This is a genomic window from Sporichthyaceae bacterium (assembly GCA_036269075.1).
Classification (GTDB): Bacteria; Actinomycetota; Actinomycetes; order Sporichthyales; family Sporichthyaceae; genus DASQPJ01.
Genome location: DATASX010000087.1, coordinates 1 through 18,981, shown reverse-complemented (window position 1 = coordinate 18,981; position 18,981 = coordinate 1). Strand labels below are relative to the sequence as shown.

Annotated in this window: 19 protein-coding genes; 7 read left to right on the top strand and 12 right to left on the bottom strand. The window is 68.5% G+C overall.

Annotation, left to right across the window (positions count from 1 at the left end):
* Positions 1-35: 35 nt before the first annotated feature.
* The 4 genes from VHU88_16085 to VHU88_16070 are packed head-to-tail and all read right to left on the bottom strand — an operon-like array spanning position 36 to position 6,377.
* On the bottom strand, positions 36-845 hold the full coding sequence (locus VHU88_16085) for a GntR family transcriptional regulator (GenBank protein ID HEX3613209.1): 810 nt from the start codon (positions 843-845) through the stop codon (positions 36-38).
* The gene (locus VHU88_16080; protein HEX3613208.1) at positions 842-1,972 is read right to left on the bottom strand and encodes a P-loop NTPase; all 1,131 of its coding nucleotides are present in this window, start codon (positions 1,970-1,972) and stop codon (positions 842-844) included. The genes VHU88_16085 and VHU88_16080 overlap by 4 nt, the downstream gene beginning before the upstream one ends.
* Positions 1,969-4,845, bottom strand: a complete 2,877-nt coding sequence (locus tag VHU88_16075) for a molybdopterin-dependent oxidoreductase (protein ID HEX3613207.1) — start codon at positions 4,843-4,845, stop codon at positions 1,969-1,971. Before VHU88_16075 ends, VHU88_16080 begins: the two co-directional genes overlap by 4 nt.
* Positions 4,842-6,377 (bottom strand): 4Fe-4S dicluster domain-containing protein, encoded by a 1,536-nt coding sequence (locus VHU88_16070; protein HEX3613206.1) that lies wholly within the window; start codon positions 6,375-6,377, stop codon positions 4,842-4,844. The genes VHU88_16075 and VHU88_16070 overlap by 4 nt, the downstream gene beginning before the upstream one ends.
* 101 nt (positions 6,378-6,478) lie before the next feature.
* Here VHU88_16070 and VHU88_16065 point away from each other — a divergent pair, with 101 nt between their 5' ends.
* A complete protein-coding gene (locus VHU88_16065; GenBank protein ID HEX3613205.1) occupies positions 6,479-7,921 on the top strand; it encodes an MFS transporter in 1,443 nt (480 codons plus the stop codon).
* 44 nt (positions 7,922-7,965) lie between these two features.
* Positions 7,966-8,559: an NUDIX hydrolase gene (locus VHU88_16060; GenBank protein HEX3613204.1), complete on the top strand. Its 594-nt coding sequence runs from the start codon at positions 7,966-7,968 to the stop codon at positions 8,557-8,559.
* 30 nt (positions 8,560-8,589) lie between these two features.
* Here the strand turns inward: VHU88_16060 and VHU88_16055 are convergent, their stop codons facing one another.
* The gene (locus VHU88_16055) at positions 8,590-10,113 is read right to left on the bottom strand and encodes an AMP-binding protein (GenBank protein HEX3613203.1); all 1,524 of its coding nucleotides are present in this window, start codon (positions 10,111-10,113) and stop codon (positions 8,590-8,592) included.
* 187 nt (positions 10,114-10,300) lie between these two features.
* Here VHU88_16055 and VHU88_16050 point away from each other — a divergent pair, with 187 nt between their 5' ends.
* Together VHU88_16050 and VHU88_16045 are read left to right on the top strand one after the other, a co-directional pair.
* Positions 10,301-11,248 carry an LLM class flavin-dependent oxidoreductase gene (locus VHU88_16050; GenBank protein HEX3613202.1) on the top strand — a complete coding sequence of 316 codons (948 nt, stop codon included), beginning with the start codon at positions 10,301-10,303 and terminating at the stop codon, positions 11,246-11,248.
* A 56-nt stretch (positions 11,249-11,304) separates the two neighbouring features.
* Complete coding sequence (locus VHU88_16045; GenBank protein HEX3613201.1) at positions 11,305-12,417, top strand: helix-turn-helix domain-containing protein; 1,113 nt, start codon at positions 11,305-11,307, stop codon at positions 12,415-12,417.
* Between the two features lie 11 nt (positions 12,418-12,428).
* Here VHU88_16045 and VHU88_16040 read toward each other — a convergent pair whose 3' ends face one another.
* From VHU88_16040 to VHU88_16015, 6 genes are all read right to left on the bottom strand, one after another.
* Complete coding sequence (locus VHU88_16040; protein ID HEX3613200.1) at positions 12,429-12,584, bottom strand: alpha/beta hydrolase; 156 nt, start codon at positions 12,582-12,584, stop codon at positions 12,429-12,431.
* On the bottom strand, positions 12,581-13,048 hold the full coding sequence (locus VHU88_16035) for an alpha/beta hydrolase (protein HEX3613199.1): 468 nt from the start codon (positions 13,046-13,048) through the stop codon (positions 12,581-12,583). Before VHU88_16035 ends, VHU88_16040 begins: the two co-directional genes overlap by 4 nt.
* Positions 13,049-13,166: 118 nt before the next feature.
* Positions 13,167-13,520 carry a hypothetical protein gene (locus VHU88_16030; GenBank protein ID HEX3613198.1) on the bottom strand — a complete coding sequence of 118 codons (354 nt, stop codon included), beginning with the start codon at positions 13,518-13,520 and terminating at the stop codon, positions 13,167-13,169.
* The gene (locus VHU88_16025; GenBank protein HEX3613197.1) at positions 13,517-14,656 is read right to left on the bottom strand and encodes an aromatic ring-hydroxylating dioxygenase subunit alpha; all 1,140 of its coding nucleotides are present in this window, start codon (positions 14,654-14,656) and stop codon (positions 13,517-13,519) included. Before VHU88_16025 ends, VHU88_16030 begins: the two co-directional genes overlap by 4 nt.
* Positions 14,653-14,967 (bottom strand): iron-sulfur cluster assembly protein, encoded by a 315-nt coding sequence (locus VHU88_16020; protein HEX3613196.1) that lies wholly within the window; start codon positions 14,965-14,967, stop codon positions 14,653-14,655. The genes VHU88_16025 and VHU88_16020 overlap by 4 nt, the downstream gene beginning before the upstream one ends.
* 73 nt (positions 14,968-15,040) lie before the next feature.
* Positions 15,041-16,123, bottom strand: a complete 1,083-nt coding sequence (locus tag VHU88_16015; protein ID HEX3613195.1) for an amidohydrolase family protein — start codon at positions 16,121-16,123, stop codon at positions 15,041-15,043.
* Positions 16,124-16,381: 258 nt separating this feature from the next.
* Between VHU88_16015 and VHU88_16010 the strand changes: the two genes are divergently transcribed.
* From VHU88_16010 to VHU88_16000, 3 genes are read left to right on the top strand one after another with little or no spacing between them, the layout of a single operon-like run.
* Positions 16,382-17,122, top strand: a complete 741-nt coding sequence (locus tag VHU88_16010) for an SDR family NAD(P)-dependent oxidoreductase (GenBank protein ID HEX3613194.1) — start codon at positions 16,382-16,384, stop codon at positions 17,120-17,122.
* A gap of 44 nt (positions 17,123-17,166) precedes the next feature.
* Positions 17,167-18,417, top strand: coding sequence for a cytochrome P450 (locus tag VHU88_16005; GenBank protein HEX3613193.1), 1,251 nt, complete (start codon positions 17,167-17,169; stop codon positions 18,415-18,417).
* Between the two features lie 6 nt (positions 18,418-18,423).
* Positions 18,424-18,639, top strand: coding sequence for a ferredoxin (locus VHU88_16000; GenBank protein HEX3613192.1), 216 nt, complete (start codon positions 18,424-18,426; stop codon positions 18,637-18,639).
* A gap of 10 nt (positions 18,640-18,649) precedes the next feature.
* Here VHU88_16000 and VHU88_15995 read toward each other — a convergent pair.
* Positions 18,650-18,981, bottom strand: a 332-nt coding sequence (locus VHU88_15995) for a hypothetical protein (GenBank protein HEX3613191.1), incomplete at its 5' end; no start/stop codon positions are given.

Sequence of the window (18,981 nt, the reverse complement as noted above, 5' to 3'; positions counted from 1 at the left end):
GCCCCCGGGGAGATTGCGGCTGTCGACGGGTCGAATCAGGTTGGGCCGACCGGATGTCGTGTCCCCGTCACATCGATGCGACAACTGTCGGTGCCGGGCCATTCGGTTGTCATGGCGAACCTGTCGCCGCGGATGATGCTGCGCCGCAACTCGACCGGCTGCTCGCCCAGAGCGCCGATCCGTTCGACGGCCAATGTGGCCGCGTCCGCGGGCAGGTCGAGCAGGCGCCGAACCTGGCGGTCCGGAACCTCTGCGCGGATGAACTCACGTCCACCGGTGAGTTGTTTGCCGGTCAGCCGGGCCAGTTCGTCGTAGAGGCCGGAGTGGCCGAAATCGCCGGCCAGCAGTGGGTCGGCAAGTTCCCGCAGCAGCCAGGCACGGTCGAGGGCCAGGGGTTCGCCCTGCGCCAGGCGCAGCCGTTCGAGGAACACGTACTCCGTGGCGGCGGGGTACCCGAGGCGGTCGGAGACCTCGTCGTCCTGGCGCACGTCGAGCACCCGGACCTGGCTGCGCTGTTCCAACCCGGCCGCTTCCACCGATCGGAACAGGGAGTACATCGTGCCCAGCGGTTGGTCGATGGCCGGGGGGCGGACCGCGGTGCCTCGGCCGCGGGCCGAGACCACCGTCTCCTCGGCCCGCAGCCGGCGCAACGACTCGCGGATCGTGTGTCGGCTGACCCCGTACTGCTCGGTCAGGTCGTGCTCGCCGGGGAACGTCACGGAGAACTCCCCGGTGGCGATCCGCCGCCGCAGATCGGCCTCGACCTGTTGCCACAGCGGAATACCGCTGCTGCCGTCCGGGGCGTGCGGCCCGCGGTGCCCGGTTCGGGCGAGGGGGGTGTTCATCGGACGGTCAGTGGCAGGGCGCGCCCGACCAGGCTGCGTCGCACGGTCGGGAGCGTCGTGGCGATCGCTGCCAGTGCTTGGGCGGAGGCGGCGTGGGGGGCCGAGCGCACCACCGGGGTCCCGAGGTCGCCGGCGACGCGGAGTTCGCGGTCCAGCGGCACCTTGCCGAGCAACGGTGCCTGCGCGAGCTCGGCCAACGCCGCACCGCCCCCGGAGCCGAACAGTTCGCTGTGTTCGCCGCATCCGTCGCAGACCGTGGAGCTCATGTTCTCGATGACACCGGCGATCGGCATGGACGCTTCGCGGGCCATCGTGACCACGCGCGCGGCCACTCCCTGGGCGGCGGGTTGCGGGGTGGTCACCGCGAGCAGGGCCGCATCGGGCAACAGTTCCAGCAACGACAGTTGGACGTCGCCGGTGCCGGGCGGTAGGTCGAGCAGAAGCACATCGAGTTCGCCCCAGTGCACATCGGTCAGGAACTGCTCCAGCGCCTTGTGCAGCATCGGCCCGCGCCAGACGACCGGAGCCCCGTCGGGTACGAGAAAACCGGTCGACATCAGCGCCACGCCGTGTGCCCGCACCGGCATCATCAGGCCACCGACCACCACCGGGCTGCGGCTGACCCCGAACAGGCCGGGGATCGAGTAACCCCAGACATCGGCGTCCAGCACCCCGACCCGCTTACCGGAGTCGGCCAGTGCCACCGCGAGGTTCGCAGTCACGCTGGACTTGCCGACCCCGCCCTTGCCGCTGGCCACCGCATAGATGCGGGTCGAGCCGCCGAGTCCGGAGGTGAGTGCCGGCCGGTCGGCGCGCAGGCGGCCGGCCAGTTCGGCGCGCTCCCGCGCCGACAGCTCGGTGAACTCCACCTCGACCCGACGGACCGACGGAACCTCGGCCAACGCGGCGGTGCACCGGGACCGGAACTCCTCGACCAGGGGGCAGGTCGAGGTGGTCAGTCGGACGGTCACCGTGGCGGTGCCGCGCCGGTCCAGGCGCACCTCGCCGAGCATCCCCAGCTCCCCGATGGACCGGCCGATCTCGGGGTCGACGACCTGCTCCAGCAGTTGTCGCAATGCCGAGGTCTCCTGCTCGCGGCGCGTCCCGGGTCTCGCGAGCAGACTCATTGTGACGCTCCGTCAGGATCGACGAAGAATGCGCGGCGGCGCGGTTTGACCGGTCGCATCAGGAACTCCGGTCGGCGTTGCCCGCCGGGCCCGAGCGTTGTCCGGGTGTGTTCCAGCCACGTTCGGTACATCTCCATCGAGCGTGCGGTGTCGACCCACACGTCACCGTACTGGTCGCCGGATCGAGCCTTCTCCATCCGGACTTTCTGCAGCCAGCACTGCATTCCGGACCACGGATCGGGCTGGACGGCGAACGCCAGGTTCTGGTGCACGCCGGGGTCGGTCCACCAGATCCGTTCGGAGTCCGGGTCGTCGGACTTGAAGGGGGCGATGCCGCCCTTGTAGCGCAGCAGGAACGAGTCGGGGCCGTCCGGGTGGGTGATGTCGACCAGGCCCTGCACCCACCGGCTGCCCTCCGTCTCATGCAGCCGCCAGCGGCCCATGTGATGGCTCAACGCGCAGACGCCCGGACGGATCGCCTCGGTCACCCACACGCGGGGGACGAAGTAACCGATGGACGTGGTCAGCCGCACCAGATCTCCGGTGGCCAGGCCGTGGCGCGCGGCATCGGTCGAGTTCAGCCACAACGGGTGGGTGTTGGAGATCTCGTTGAGGTACTTGGCGTTGCCCGATCGCGTGTGGATCAGCGTGGGCAGTCGGAACGTCGGGATCAGCACCAGATCACCCGCGGCCAGGTCGATCTCGTCGGGGTGGACGTGCGATCGGATGTAGCCGGGGGTGGCGTGCTCCGGCCAGCCCCAGTCGCGCATCGTCTCGGAGTACACCTCCAGCTTGCGGGAGGGGGTGAGCCAGCCCGCGGTGACCGAGCCGTCCGAGTGGACCAGGCCGACCGCCCCGGCCTCACCGACCAGCGGTGGCACCGAATCCAGGGTCGTCGGTTTGCGCAGCACTCCCCGGGAGTCCGGCACCGCGCCGTCGAGTTCGGCCTCGGACGGCTTGCGCTCGTCCTGCCGGTACAGGCCCGACGCGATCTCGAACACCCCGTACTTGCGCATGAACGCCAGCGGCGTCAGGCCTTCGGCGGTGGCCTTCTCGGGCAGACCTGGGACACGGTTCTCGAAGATCCAGCGGTAGAAGTCGTCGACGGTCATCTTCTCCCCGGGCGCGTACGGCGACTCGACGTGGCGCCGGATTCCCAGCGATCCGTCCGGGTCGATGCGCCAGGACAGCTCGAACCAGAGCTCGTTCTCCTCCCAGACCTCTCCGGGGTTGGTGTCGCGGGTGTCGACGAACGGCTTGCCCAGCTTCTCCATCGCGACCCGGCGCACCGGCTGCCGGAAACCGAGCCAGCGCGAGGCGTGGGTCTCGTAGGACTGGGTGTCGTGGCGCTCGGTGGAGTGACCCACCGGGAGGATGTAGTCGGCGAACTCGGCCGTCTCCGACCAGGTCGGTGTCAGCGCGACGTGACAGCCGATCAGATCCGGGTCGGTCATCGCCCGCATCCAGGTGAAGCCGTCCGGGTAGGTCCAGATCGGGTTGAACACCCGGGAGAAATAGACGTCGATGTGCCCGCGGCCCTCGCGCAGGAAGTGGGGCAGCAGGATAGACATCTCGTTGCACGACAAGGGGTACTCGGCCGGCCAGGTCAGCGGGTTCCAGTGGTCGTGCGCCGGCACGTCCGGGCCGTGCGGGATGAACTTGTTCCAGCCGTTCGGTGAGGTGCCGCCGACCGAGCCGATCGACCCGGTCAGCGCGAGCACGAACCACAGGCTGCGGGCGACCTGCCAGCCGCCGTAGTTGCCGGCCGCGGCCGATCGCCAGATGTGCGCCGCCAACCGGCCGTCGCAGTTGGCCACCAGATCGGCCATCTTCTCGATCTGCTCAACCGGCACCTGCGACTCGGCCGCGGCGAACGCGAATGTGTACGGCGCGTAGTCCGCCTCCAACGCGTCGAGGAACGCCTCGAACGTCCGCGTGGCGGCCGGGTGCAGGTTCTCCAGGTAGGTGTCCCAGTTGAACCAACGACGCAGGAACGGTTCGTCGATCCGCCGGGTCCGCAGCAGGTGGGCGGCGATCGCCAGCAGCATCGCTGCCTCGCTGCCCGGCCAGGGGGAGACCCACAGGTCGGCGTGGCTCGCGGTGTTCGACAGCCGCGGGTCGACGACGATCAACTGAGCTCCGCCTTGCTTGCCCTCCATGATCCGTTGGGCATGGGGGTTGAAGTAGTGCCCGGTCTCCAGGTGGCTGGAGAACAGCAGGATCACCTTGGCGTTCGCGTGGTCCGGGCTGGGTCGGTCGTAGCCGCCCCACAAGGACTGACCCAGCCGGGCACCGGAGGAGCAGACCTGCGTGTGCGAGTTGTGCCCGTCGCAGTTCCAGGCCTGCAGGATCCGCTCGGCGAAGCCGTCCTCACCGGGCCGACCCACGTGGTAGGCGACGTCCTCGTGCCTGCCCTCGAGAAAGCACTTGCGGATCCGAGCGGCGAGGTCGTCGAGCGCGGCGTCCCAACTGACCTGCTCCCACTGGCCGCCGCCGCGCTTGCCGACCCGCTTGAGCGGGTGCAGGATCCGCTCCGGGTCGTTGATCTGGTTGATCGTCGCCGGTCCCTTGGCGCAGTTGCGCCCACGGGAACCGGGGTGCGCCGGGTTGCCCTCGACCTTCTTCACCGACAGGTCGGACTTGTCGACGTAGGCGAGCAGTCCGCAGGCCGACTCGCAGTTGAAGCAGGTGGTCGGGACGAGCATGTACTCGTGCGGCACCTTGCGCGGGTGAGCCTTCGCGTCGTACTCGACGTGATGGTCCCAGTCCTCCGGCGGTGGGAAGTTCCGCAGGTGCTCGTGGCTGCGTTCGCCGGGCAACGGATTGCTCCCGCGGGACCGGATCTCGGCGCTGCGCTCGGGCGTGACTGTCATGAGAGGGGAACGTCCTGTCCGGCTCGGACGAACACGGATTCGTAGGCCAGCAAGGCGATCTGTACCGCCAAGCCGGCCAGCAGCGGCAGGGCCACCACATCGCCGTTCCAACCTGGCGCGGCGGCGACCGCGGCGGTCGCGGCCAGCCCGATCGCCGCGCCCCAGAAGAGCCGGGCGTACGGACCGTGCGTGACCAGGTGTGCCGCGACCGCCGCCTGTTTGCTCGCATGCCGGCCGAGGTACTCGGCCAGCAGCATCAACACGTGGGCCCCGGTCGCCACCACCAGGGTCCGGGCCAGGAGGCGCTTCGCGTCCGCGCCCAGGTCCACGGCGGGGGCCGCGATCGCCAGCGCGCCGGATCCCACCATCGTCGCCTGCACGATCAGGTGCCAGAACAGCAGCGGGGACTGCCACAGGTCGCGACCCTCGGCCTGGCCGAACAGGAACGCCGTGTAACCGGCTGCGGCGATCGCGGCCGGGATTCCGAGCCCGGCGAGCAGGTCGAAGATGTGGTGTGAGTGCAGGTGACCGGACCGCGTCGCGATGCCTGCGGCCAGCCAGGCGGTGCTCACCGCGCCGAATGCGCCCAGGGCCAGCGAACCGAGGAACAACCAGGAACGTGGGTTCGGACGCAGCAGGATGTAGAAGAACCGCTCGGGGCGTTTCAGGTCGGCGACCAGCAGCACACCGGTCGCCGCAGTGCCCGCCAACGCAACCGACGGAGCGACGATCTCACCGAGCACGCCCATGTCGATCCCGAGCATGACCGCCAGCCCCGCGACCAGGAGGGCTCCCGCGCCCAGCCCCTTCGTCCAGAGATAGGTCACCACCCGCCAGCCCCAGGGCCGGGGGTGTGCGGTGTTCAACGTCGTCCGGGCGCCACTGACCGGATCACGGGGCAGGTACGCCGCCAGTGCGGCTCGTTGCGCGTCCGGGGTGGAGTAGAGGTAGGTACCGTCGACCGGCGCGGCCAGCGGGTCGAGCACGGCGCGATCGGCGCCGAGGTAGAACACGTTCGGGCCGGTGTTCTGCTCGGGGGACCGCACGCTCACCGGATTCGTGTTGACCAGCCGGGAGATGCCGCTGTTCGGGTCGGAGAGATCACCGACCCAGATCGAGTGGGTCGGGCACACGACCACGCAGGCCGGCTCGTAGCCGGCGTCCACCCGATGCGCACAGAAGTTGCACTTGGCAGCGGTGTTGGTGTTCTTGTCGATGTAGATCGCGTCGTACGGACAGGCCTGCATGCAGCTCTTGCAGCCGATGCAGTTCTCGCCGTCGAAGTCGACGATGCCGTCCCGCCGGATGAACAGCGCCTTCGTGGGGCAGATCTTCACGCAGGGGGCATCGGTGCAGTGGTTGCACCGCATCACCCCGAAGTCGCGGGTCGTGTTGGGGAACTCCCCGGAGTCGACGTACTTCACCCAGGTGCGGAACTGGCCGACCGGTATTTCGTGCTCGGTCTTGCACGCGACCGTGCACGCGTGGCAACCGATGCAGGTGCGTTGGTCGATTGCGAAGCCGTAGCGCATGACACTTCCCAGGGATGGCGAATTGTACGTACAATAAGTCCTGTCCGGTCCGGACACCAGGCAGTGGCCGTGATGTTTTCGATCGAGGTCGCGGGGACGTGGTGGATGAGCTGAACGCGGGCTCCGCCGGCTGGCGCGAGGCGCTGACCCGCGAGGTGCCCCGGCCCCGGGCCATCCGCGAGTGGCCGCACAACGGCTGGCTGGCGGTCGGAGCGGTGTGCTTCGGCGCGTTCATGGGGCAGTTGGACGCGAGCATCGTCACGCTCGCCTACGCACCACTGCGCTCGGAGTTCGGGGTGTCCTCCGGCGCTGTGCAGTGGGTTTCCTTGTCCTACCTCGTCGCCCTCGCGGTCGCCCTGGTTCCACTCGGCCGAGTGGCCGACAGCCACGGACGCAAGCTCACCTACGTGTACGGCTTCGCTGTGTTCACCCTGGCCTCACTGGCCTGCGCACTGGCCCCGAACATGCCGGCGTTGGTGGGGATGCGACTGGTGCAGGGCATCGGGGCGGCGCTCCTGCAGTCCACCAGCATCGCGTTGGTGACAGCCAGCGCACCGCCGGGCCGCGCCCGCAGTGCGCTCGGGATGCAGGCGGGCGCGCAGGCACTCGGGCTGGCACTGGGCCCCACGGTCGGTGGGGTCCTGGTGGTCAACTGGGGCTGGCGATCGGTGTTCGCGGTCAACGTACCGGTCGGGATCGTCGCGATCATGCTGGCGCTGGTGGCCCTACCTCGTACCCGGGATGCCGCGCAGCGTCGCCCGATGGACCACTTAGGACTGTTCGCGCTGGCGATCGCGGTGACCAGCGCGCTGCTGGCCCTGTCCGCGGCGGCGGACCTGCCGTTGCCGATGGCGGTGACCATCTCGTTGGGAGTCCTCGCCGTGGCCGCGACTGCGACCCTGGTCCGGAGCCTGCGCACCGCGCGGCATCCCCTGGTCGATCCTGGGCTGCTGGCCCGTCGGGGCATCCGCAACGGCCTGATCGGCGCGCTGTGCTCCTACCTGCTGCTGTTCGCCCCGCTGGTGCTGATTCCGAGTTGGCTGACCGGGCACGGGCTGTCCGCGGACCGCGCCGGGTTCGTGCTGACCGCCCTGCCCGCCGGGTTCGCGCTCATGGCGACCGTGGGCGGGCACCTGATCCCGAGTGGCGTCAGCGACCGGGTTCGCCTGACGACCGGTTCGGTTGCGACCACGATCGGGGTGATCGGCCTGTTGGTGATCCCGGCCCGACCCCCGGCGGTAGCCGTCGACCTGGCGGTTCTCGGGTTGGCACTGGGGCTGTTCACCCCGGCCAACAACGCGGCCGTGATGGCGCATGTCGGCCCGAGCGCCCGGGCCACCATCGGTGGAACGCTTTCCATGGCCCGCAGTCTGGGTACCGCTGCCGGGGTGGCGGTGGTGACCGTCGGCCTGGCACACGGACTGGCCGGCCTGGACACCCGACAGGTCGCGGTGGTCCTGCTGATCCCGATCGCGCTGGTGATGGTGCTGGTCAGCCGGACCGCGGACGGTTCCACCGGTGCACCGACCGAGGCAGGACTCTGAGCCGGCCGCTTGCTCCGGAGGCCGTTGCCTGATTCTCTGAGCAGATGGCGCCCACGACGCCCGGCGGGTACTGCCGGCAGTGCGGCGCCAGGACTGCCGCGGTGGTGCCGGTCGGTGACAACCGGCCGCGGTCGGTCTGCGGGCAGTGCGGTGCGATCGAGTACGACAACCCGAAGGTGGTCGTCGCCTGCCCGCTGTACGAAGGTGATCGGATCCTCTGGATCCGGCGCCGCACCGCTCCCTACGCAGGGTGCTGGGCCATCCCGTCCGGGTTCCTGGAGAACGGCGAGACACTCCGCGAGGCAGCCTGCCGCGAGCTGCTGGAGGAAACCCGCCTGCATGTCCGGCCCGAGGACTTGGTGCTCTACGGCGCGCTGTCGTTGCCGGACATGCAAGAGATCTACATCGCCCTGGTGGCGCCACTGCCCAGCCACGACTACGGCACCAGCGCCGAGGCCTCCGAGGTCCGCATGGTCGCTCGCGAAGAGGTGGAGAGCCTGGATCTGGGGTACCCGGAGCCGACCACGGCACTGCTCCTCGGCGTCTACGACGTGATTGCGCGTGGCGAACTCGACCGGCTGACCGCTCGGCTCTGGGACATCCGGGGCTTCGACCCCGCCGCCCACGCTCGATCTTGACCAAGCCGTCCACAGTGATCTGACACAGCGTCAGACCCGGTGCTCCAGATGTGCCCAGTAGGGCGCCCTGACCTCGCGTTTGGCAATCTTGCCGTAGGAGGTCCTGGGCAGTTCGGCCACGAAGGCGACCGACTTGGGGCACTTGTAACCGGCCAGGTTCTGCTTCGTGTAGTGGACGACGGCTGCCTCGTCCAGTTCGGCGTCGGCAGCGACGACGACGACGGCGTGAACCGCTTCCCCCCATTTCTCGTGCGGGATTCCCACGACGCACGCGGCGGCGATGGCGGGGTGAGCGGTGAGCAGATCCTCGATCTCGTGCGGGTACACGTTCAGTCCACCGCTGATGATCATGTCCTTGAGGCGATCGAGGATGTGCAGGTAGCCGAACTGGTCGAGCGCGCCGACGTCGCCGGTGTGCAGCCACCCGTTGCGCAGGGTCTCGGTGGTGGCCTCGGGCCGCCGCCAGTAGCCCTCCATGAGGGTCGGGCCCTTGATGCAGATCTCCCCGGTGCTGCCTTGCGGGACCGGGTTGTCCTCAGCGTCGACGATGCGGATGTCGACGCCCAGGCGTGGACGTCCGACCGAGCCGGCGCGCGGATCGTCGTCGTCGAAGTCGTGCTCCTCGCGGCGCAGCACGGTGCCGGACATCGGCGACTCGGTCTGGCCGAAGATCTGGACGAACACCGGGCCGAACGCGCGCACCGCGCGTTTCTGGTGCTCGCGGTACATCGGCGCGCCGCCGTACATGATCCACTGAAGGCTCGTCAGATCTCGGGCGGCGACATCCGGGTGCACGGCCAGCATGTTGATCTGCGTGGGGACGAGGAAGGCGGCGGCAACCCGGTAGCGCTCCACCTGTTCGAGGAACAGCCCTGCATCGAAACCCGTCGGTGAGTGCATGACCTGGGTGCACGCCTTCATCGTGTACGCCAGCGCGTTGTACCCGCTGCCGTGGCTGAGCGGTGCGGCGTGCATGGTCACGTGCTCGGTCTCGAGGCGCTGCACGTCCGCCAAGGTGGTGAGCGCCTGGTAGGTCAGTGCGCGGTGGGAGAGCATCGCGCCCTTCGGTCGCCCGGTGGTGCCGGAGGTGTACGCCAGCCACGCGAGCGTTGTGTCGGGCAGTTCGAGGGTGGGGAGCGGGTCGCTCGGGTGGTCCGCGAGCGCGACGTCGAGGGAATCCTCGACGACCAGCAGGCCCTCGTTGCCGTAGGCCTTGACGGTCGTCGGGAGCCCCGCGGCGTCGGTGATCACCAACGATGCCTCGGAGTCGGAGAGGTGGTAGGCGAGTTCGTCGGCCGTGTAGGCGGGGTTGAGCGGCACCACGCAGGCGCCGATCTTCCACGCCGCGAACATCGCCTCGATCACCTCGGGACAGTTGCGCAGGTACAGGGCGATCCTGTCGCCGCGCGCGATTCCCTCGGCGGTGAAGGCGCGGGCCATCGAGTTGACCCGAGCCGCCGACTCGCCGTACGTCCGGGATCGGTCTGCCCACACGAACGCTGTCCGGTCGCGATGGGCGAGGCCCACCTGATCCAGGACGGTCGCGATGTTCACGACGAGATCGTGCGCCGCGCCTCCCGGTCAAGACAATGGAGAAATCTCTATGATTCTGCGCTCTATGCGGGAGGCTTCTCCATTGCCGCTGTCGCTCCGGCTGCGTGACGATGGCCATCTGTCGACACCCCTGAAGGGACGCATCCCGATGAAATTAGCCCTGCTCCTACCGAACCTGCGTGACGTCGTGACAGTCAAGGAGATGGAAGATCTCGCGCTCCTTGCGGAGGAACTCGACTTCGACTCGGTGTGGGCCGTCGACCGTGTCATCGTGCCGGAATCAAACGACCGCGCCGAGCTGACGTACAGCTTCGGAATGATGGAAGGTCTTCCGCACGGGATCCCGGTCAACTCCCGAGGCGCCTTCTACCAGGGCCCGCCGCTCATCCCGTGGCTCGCGGCCAAGACCTCGAAGATCCGCATCGGGATGAGCGTCTTCAACCTCCCGTACCGGGCGCCGGCCATCATGGCCGCCGACTGCGCGACCATCGACCAGCTCTCCAGCGGCCGCCTGAACGTCGGCATCGGGTCGGGCTGGATGGTCGAGGAGTTCGCCGCGGTCGGTGCCACCGACGTGTTCCCGCGTCGGCACAAGCAGGTGCGCGAGGCCCTCGACATCATGATCGGCGCGTGGACGAACGACCTGTTCGAGTACCACGGTGAGTTCGCCGACTTCGGCCCCGCCGGCTTCGGTGTCCGGCCGGTGCAGCAGCCGCACCCACCGATCTGGTTCAGCGGGCTGAAGAACCCGGAGATCTCCGCGAAGCGGATCGCGAAGTACAACCTGCACGGATGGATCGGCATCCAGGACACGCCCGAGGGGCTGCAGAATTGGCGGGTTCCGATCGCCCGAGAACTGGAGAACGTCGGCCGGTCGATCGACGACCTCGAGGTCGCCAGCATGATGTGGTTCATGATCACCGACGTGGAGACCGACCAGGCGGACAACGGCAAGGCGTCCAACATCCTGATCGGGACAGCCGCGCAGATCGAGGACAACCTCAAGCGGTTGGCGGAGGCCGGCCTCGACATGCCGTTGCTGTGGCCGCCGTTCCGGGATGTCCCGACCTCGAAGACCCTCGACGACATGAAGCGGCTCGTGGAGGAGATCATGCCGAAGGTCAACGCCGGCTGAGGCAACGTAGGAACCTCTAGAATCCGGGTATCGAGAGCAGAGAAAAGCCCAACGCGGTGGTCGACCCGGCCGACCGGCAGATCATGGCTCCGGTGGCCGCGGCGCTGCTGGCTGCCGACGCGGACCTGATTGCGCGTCAGATGGCACAGCTGCGGGCGATCCGGTCCTACCGTCGGGTCCCGGCTGCCGCATTGCGCCGGTCCTGTCGGCGCAATGTCGTGCGCGTCGCCGAGATGCTCTGTGGACGAGGCGACCTGCCGGCGGACATCAGCGAGGACGAGCACGCATCGGGTCGCCAGCGAGCGATGCAGGGCATCCCGGCCGAGGACGTCGTCGCCGCCTACCGGGCGGTCATGGGAGTGCTGCGCGACGCCGTCGTCGAGCATGCGAGCGCGCTGGACGTGCCCATCGAAGCGACGTTGCGGGCCCTGTGCCGTCTGTGGGAGTTGACCGACGACCTGTCCACCGAGTTGGTCGGGGCACGTCGCGACATCGACGTGGAGATCGCCCGGCGCGAGGAGCAGGAGCGGCTGACCTTCCTGGCGCGGGCTCTGACCGGGTCGCTGTCGACGCACGACCTGGCGGCGGTGGCAGCGGTGCACGGACTGAAGCCCGGTGTCGACTACTGGGTGCTTCGCGCCCGCACCACCGCACCGGAGCCGCTGGAGGCGCTCAACCGCAGCGGTGGAGTTGTCGGTCCGGTCGACGGTGACCTCGCCGGCATCGTTCCCACGCCGCCCACGCTGGTCGATCTCGACGGCGTCGCCTCCATCGCCGGCCCGGTGCATCTGAACGGGCTCACCCAGGCATTCGCGGAGGCGACCCGGCTGCTGAACGTGGCCGTGCGGTTTCGTCGACGTGGGCTGGTCGACCGATCGAGTCTGAGCATCCGTGTCGCGGTCGTAGAGGAGGACGAACTCGGGGACGCCCTGGTCGCGCGCCATCTGAGCCCGGTGTTGGCCGCCGCGCCAGCGTTGTTGGACACGGTGGAGGCCTTCCTGGCGTGCGACGCAAACATCGCGCGCGGCGCCGTCGCGCTCTCGGTGCACCAGAACACGCTGCGCCAGCGACTGGACCGCTTCGAGCAGCTGTCCGGCGCCGACCTCGGCAGCCTGGAGACGACCTTCGAGGTCTGGTGGGCGCTGCAGTACTGGTCCCTGCACCGCTGAGCGGGACCGGCCTACAGCTTCGCCAGGAACTCCAGCAGCGCGGTGTTGGTCGCGGCGGGTTGTTCCTGCTGGATCCAGTGGCCACAGTTCTCGAGGATCACGGTTCCCCGGAAGTCCTGCTGCGTCTCGTCGAACAGCTCGATGGCGCGCTTGGTCCAGATCGTCACGACGTCGCGGTCGCCACCGATGAACAGCGCGGGCACCGTGACCGGGCGGGGTCGGCCTCCATCTCCGCGAGGCCCGCGGGGGAGGCGAAGATATCCTGGTAGAACAACAGGTCCGGGCCGGCGAGCTCCCGCTCGACGATGCTCGGGCGCCGCTCGCCCAACGGGTTGCCCGGTAGCACGGTCAGCCCTCGACCGCCGAACGGGACGCTCAACGCGGCCACGGCACGGAACACGTCCGGCCGGGTCCAGGCCGCCGTCCAGGCGATCGCCGCGCCCCAGTCGTGCCCGACGATCACGGCGGTTTGCTCGCCCAACGCCTCGACCAGCCCGACGCAGTCGGCGACCAACTCGGTGATGACATAGGCATCGGGGTCCGCGGGCTTGGCGGAGCGCCTGTAACCGCGCATGTCCGGCGCGACCGACGAAAACCGGCCTCGGCGAGAACCGGCAATTGATGACGCCACGAGTACGATGATTCCGGGAAGCCGTGGCAGAACAGCACCAGTGGGCCCTGGCCCGCCTCGGCCACACCGAAGCGCAGCCCGTTGGCGTGGACGGTGCGAAAGCTGATTCCGGTTCCCGTCAAGTCGATCCCACCCGGTCGCTCACGCTCTCGAACCACCAGGTGATCGAGCCGGGTTGCAGTGCGTCGCTGATCGGCATCGCCGGGGTGTTGGCCGCCTCGATCAACAGCTTCTCCGCGGCCTCGCGGTCGGCCGCGTCCACCTCGTAGATGGCCAGGTACGGGGCGGCCGGATCCCGCGAGAGCTTCGAGGGGACGAAGCGAAAGCGTTGTGCCGCACGGAATCCGGCCGCGTTCAGGACATCGCCCAGGTGCCGGTCGGTGTACCACTCGTCGTAGTCCTGCTCGCGTCCGGGCACCGGTCGGGACATCACGAGCAGCAGCGCGGTCGCACGTGCACCCTCGGTCGTCATTGCGGTTCGCCGAGCCGTTTGGCGATCTCCTCGTGGAACGCGGTCAACCGGCTCTCGGCCGTGTTGAACATGTTCCGGTTGTAGCCGAGGCTGCGCACGATCTGCGAGAAGTCGTCGAGCACCGCGGAGTCCTCGCCGAGCACGGTCACGAAGTGTTCCCAGTCCCGCAGGTTGCGGGCCTCCCACTCCTGGTCGGTCTGGCCCGCCGGGGTCGGCCCGACGATGTGATGGGCGATCAGTTGGGTGCGGTCCACGGTCAACGGCCACACCGTCCACATCTGCAGATGGGTCGGGAAGCAGCTGTAGATGGTGTTGGGGAACACCAGGTAGTGGCACAGGTGGGTCTGCCGGTGGTCATCGGAATCGACCCGGTCGGTGAACCCGCGGATCGGGATGGTCATCCAGGAGTGCGGCGGGGAATCCACGTGCAGCGTGGCCTCGCGCCACAGGACGATGTCGGCCAGGGAATCGGCGTGCGTGAACGGCACGTGCCAGGTCTCGTTGAAGCCGTCCATGACGATCTTCCAGTTGGCGTTCAGCACCACCTCGGTCCGGTAGACCGTGCGGAACTCGTCGAGTCCGTACCCGGCCAGTTGTGTGCCGATAGTGCCGAGGTACCCCTCCAGGCCGATGGACGTGTCCGACAGGCACAACCAGATGAAGCCGCCCCACTCCTGAACGCGTACCGGAGGGGCGGCCAACCCGGTCAGCTCCGCGGCGTCGAAGCTGGCCCGCAACGGCACGGCCACGACCTTGCCGTCGAGGTCATAGCCGAAGCCGTGCCATGGGCAGTGCACCCGGGCGACCTGGCACGGACCGCTCTCCCGCACGATGCGCGCGCCCCGGTGCTGGCAGACGTTGTGCCAGGCGGACACCCGCCCGTCGTGGTGCCGGGCGATCACGACCGACTGTTCGACGCCCTCCCAGACGAAGACCGCCGAGGGCTCGAGGTCGCCGGCCGGCAGCACCGGGAACCAAGCCGGGACGAAGATCTCGTTGAGCTCGTGCCGAAAGCGCTGCGGGTCGCGGTAGACGTCGATGTCCAACGTGCTGGGCGGCAAGGGGTACTGACGCTCGGCGGGGGTGAGAGCGGGATCGCCGTCTCGCTGCCTCCTGCGGGTAGGAACGTCCCTCATTCGGCATCTCTCCCTTGTTCCGGTTCGCCTTGGCGGTCAGGCGTCCACAGCACCCACGGGCTGATCCGTACGTCGACCTCGGTGACTCCGTCCAGGCCGAGGACCGCGTCGCGGATGAAGCGTTGCATCGCCCCGAAATGCAGGCACGACGGATCGGTGAGGACCAGTTCGACGAGAACCTTGTCGCCGGTGACGACGACCTTCTCCACCAGGCCCATGTCGGTGATGTTGGTCGGCTCACGCATGAGCAGGCTGCACGGCTCCGGCACCTCGCGCAGGCGATCCAGCACGGCCGCGGTGGTCGGGCTCACTGGTGCACCATCGATCGCCGGTTCGGGGCGGAAGGTGGCCGGCACTGTGACATTGATTCACTCGCAAGCTCGCTCATCGGGCGCCACCGGTCACGGCCGTCCGCACGCCGCTCCACGGGGGAGCACCGCCCGCCGCACGGGTGGCCGCGTACCCGTCGTCCGCGACGCCGGCCAACACCGTCTCCGGCGTCCGGCCGTGCAGGCGCAACAGGTTCCCGCCGAGGATCGCCGCACGGTCCGCGTCGTCCAACTGGCGGCACCCGTGCCGATCCAGGACCTCGTCCGGCAACTGGTAGTCCTCGAACGCGCGCAGCAGCAGATCCGGGTGCGACAGATTGCTGCCGCTGGCGTACAGCAGTTGGTCCGGGCCGCAGGCGGTCAACAGGCGGGCCAGCACACTGGCGAACACCTCCGGGCGCACGACCAGGTAGGAGAACGTGGTCTCCAGCGTCGCGTGCAGGTTCCGGTGTCGCCGGAGTAGCTCACAGGTCCGGTCCACGAAGGCCGCGCCGGCGTGCACCAGGAAGAAGTTCAGGTCGGCGAACTTCTCGACGGCGGCGGAGACGTCGTCCAGATCGAAAGCTTCTTTGGGGGCCGGTGGCAGCCACAGCGTCTTGTGCACCGCCACGTTGCGGATGCCCAGGTCGCGAGCGGCCTCCAGCACCGGGGTGGCGAAGTCGTCGCGGTCCAGCCGCCAGCCCTGGGCGGCGCCGCCGTAGAAGAACGCGGGGTACAGCTTCAGGCCGTCGACGCCGAACTCGCGCACCTGCCACTCCAACGCGGCGATGGCCCCGTCGATGTCCGCGGTGTCCACGGTGGCGTAGAGAGCGAAGCGCTGCGGGTGCAGATCCCGGAACTGCGCGGCGCGTGCCGGGTCGGTGACGAAAGACCGGGTGAAACCCAGGTTCGGCAACGCATGGATGATCGCGAAGTCCGTGGCACTCTCGACGAACAGCGACCGGGCCACAGCCTCGAACGGGAAGTCGCTGAAGAACTCCGCGCGGCTCAACGCATGTTCCGGGTGCGCCCGCCCGGTGGCCAGCAGGTGGGCGCCGTAAACCGCCTCCAGTTGAGCTGCCGCGGCCGGGTCCTGGTTCTCCGACGCCAAGTTGTACGGGTGGACAACCGCGTCCGCGACCAGATGTCCCGCCAGCACGTCAGCCTCCCCGAGTGTCGGTCGACCCTGTCAACTTGTGTAGCTAACGATCGTTCGTAACGGTGCCACCGTGAACCGAGGTTCGTCAAGCTGTCGGCCGGTCGGCAAAAGGCTATCTCCCAGCGTCTATTCGGAGAGCTGGGTCATCCCTATTGACAGTATTCGTCAGCAAACGTACGTTCGCTTGTCACATCGGTCACACATTCTGCCCGGGTTGATCGGGCCGGGCGGACCCAATGGAATGGGAGCTGACATCACATGGCCGGACGGCTTGAGGGCAAGGTCGCCATCGTCACCGGAGCGGGTTCGGGGATCGGCGCCGCGACCGCACGGGTCTTCCACCGGGAGGGTGCGCAGGTCGTGCTCGCGGACCTGTCCGGGGCCCAGGAAGCCATCGCCAAGGAACTGGGCGAGGGCGCGATCTCGGTGAACACCGATGTGCGCTCGGGCGAGAGCGTCCAGGCGATGATCGACGCGGCCGTCTCGACGTTCGGTCGCCTCGACGTGCTGCACAACAACGCGGGCATCGACGGTGAGCTGCACCTGGTCGGTGAGTGTCCGGAGGAGGCCTGGGACGCGGTCCAGGCGGTCAACCTGCGCGGGGTCTTTCTCGGAGTTCGATATGGGATCCCGGCGATGCTGGCCTCCGGCGGCGGCTCGATCATCAACACCGCCTCGATGGCCGCGATGGTCGCCTTCCCGAACATGGCCAGTTACTGCGCGGCCAAGGGTGGCGTGGTCATGTTGACCAAAGTCGCCGCGGCCGAGTACGCCGCCCAGGGGATCCGAGTCAACGCGATCAATCCCGGATCGATTCGCACCGCGATCACCGACCATCTGCCCGCGGCCATGATCGAGGCGATCGTCAAGGCCAACCCGATCGGCCGGATCGCCGAAGCCTCCGAGGTCGCGAACCTCGCGCTGTTCCTGGCCAGTGACGAGTCCTCGTTCATCACCGGCGCAGAGATGGTCATCGACGGCGGATACACGCTGCTCTAGCCGCGCGCCGCCCGATCACCCCGGACTGGAAAGGGTTGCCCGCGATGGGATTCAAGGACCAAGAGACCGTCTACACCCCGCCGACCGCGGCCGACGTCGAGGCGGCGAAGGCCAAGTACGGCCGGGACATCTACCACGACTTCGATCTGGACGCCCCGGTCTTCAACGACCGACTCCTCGACGTCCTCGACGACATCGTCGAGAAGTGCCCGGTTGCCCGCAGCCAGGTCGGCACCGGCTTCTGGCTGGTTGCCCAGAACAAGTTGGTACGCGAGGTCGGTCAGAACTGGCGCGCGTTCTCGGCAGCGGGCGGCTACATGCCGAACCGCCCCGAGGGCCTGCCGTTCCTGTTCCCCGAGGAGTGCGACCCGCCGATCCACACCGCTTGGCGGACCGCGCTGAACCCGTTCATGGGCCCGGCGGTGATCGCGGAGTACGACGCGACGATCCGGGCCGACGCCAACGCCTTGATCGACCGCTTCATCGACCGCGGTGAGTGCGAGTTCGTCAGCGAGATGGGCGGGTTGCTGCCCGGATGGGCGTTCTTCAAGAACGTGCTCGGCGTCCCGATCGAGGACCTCGACAAGCTCGTGGACGGGGTGGAACGGGGCACGTTCGCGCCCGACATGGCCGAACGTGGTGCGGCCTTCGGGTTCGTGTTCTCCTACCTGGGCGAGTACCTGAAGAAGCGCTCCGAGGAACCGCCGCGCGGCGACATGGTCGACATGATCGCGGCCGGTGTCGAGTACGACGACGGCAACCCCGCGCCCTGGGCCGACCGGGTCAGTGTTCTGGTCGACATGACGTTCGGTGGCATCGCCACCACCACCTATGTGATGGCCGGCGGGCTGCTCTGGCTGGCCGAGAACCCCGAGGCGCGCAAGCTGTTGGTCTCCGACCCGGAGACCTACATGCCGCGCGCCATCGAGGAATTCGCCCGGGTGTTCCCACCGGTGGTGGCTCTGGGGCGTACCTGCACGCAGGACGTGGAACTCGGCGGGCAGCAACTGAAGAAGGGCGACTTCGTCATGATGGTCTACGGGGGCGCTTCGCGTGACCCGCGGGTGATCGAGGATCCCAAGAAGATCGACATCACTCGCGAGACCGTCCTGCACTCCGCTTTCGGAGTGGGAATCCACAGATGCATCGGCTCGAACCTCGCCCGGCTGGAACTGCGCGCCACCTTCGAGGAATGGCTGCGCCGCATCCCGGACTACCACGTGAAGCAGGGCACCACCCCGGTCTATGAAACCGGCTATCTGCGTTCCATGCGGTCCCTCCACCTGTCCTGGTAGCGCGACGTGCGGGTACAGATCGCGCTCGGCAAGGACGGCGGCCAACAGGGCTGCACCGGGCACGGCAGGTGCGCCGTCATGGCCGGGGACGTCTACCGGCTCGACGACAACGGCTACAACATCGACCGCGGTGGGGTCATCGAGGTGCCGCCCGGTCTGGAGGAATCGGCTCGACTCGGGGTGCGCGTCTGCCCGGAGGGGGCAATCACCCTCGCGAAGTAGGCGTCGGTAATCAACGTGGCCCGGACCTGGGCCTTCCGAAGGGCAGGCAAATGTCAGCCAGAACAAGACCTCGCCGCTTGGTCACGGCGATCACGGCATCCGTCACCGCGCTGGCGTTACTCGCCGCCTGCGGCGGCTCCCGTGTCGGGGCCGACACGGCGTCCCAGAGCAGCAGTTCACAGAGCTCGACCGGCGACAGCGCGGCCAACAGCGCACCGGCCGGGGGTAGTGCCGCGGCGGGTTCGGACAGTTCTGTGGCTGGTGCGGCGGCCTCGACGGGTACGGCGGTCAAGCCTGCTGCGGGTTCGACCTCGACGGCGGCGAAGGTGGCTCCGGCGGTGG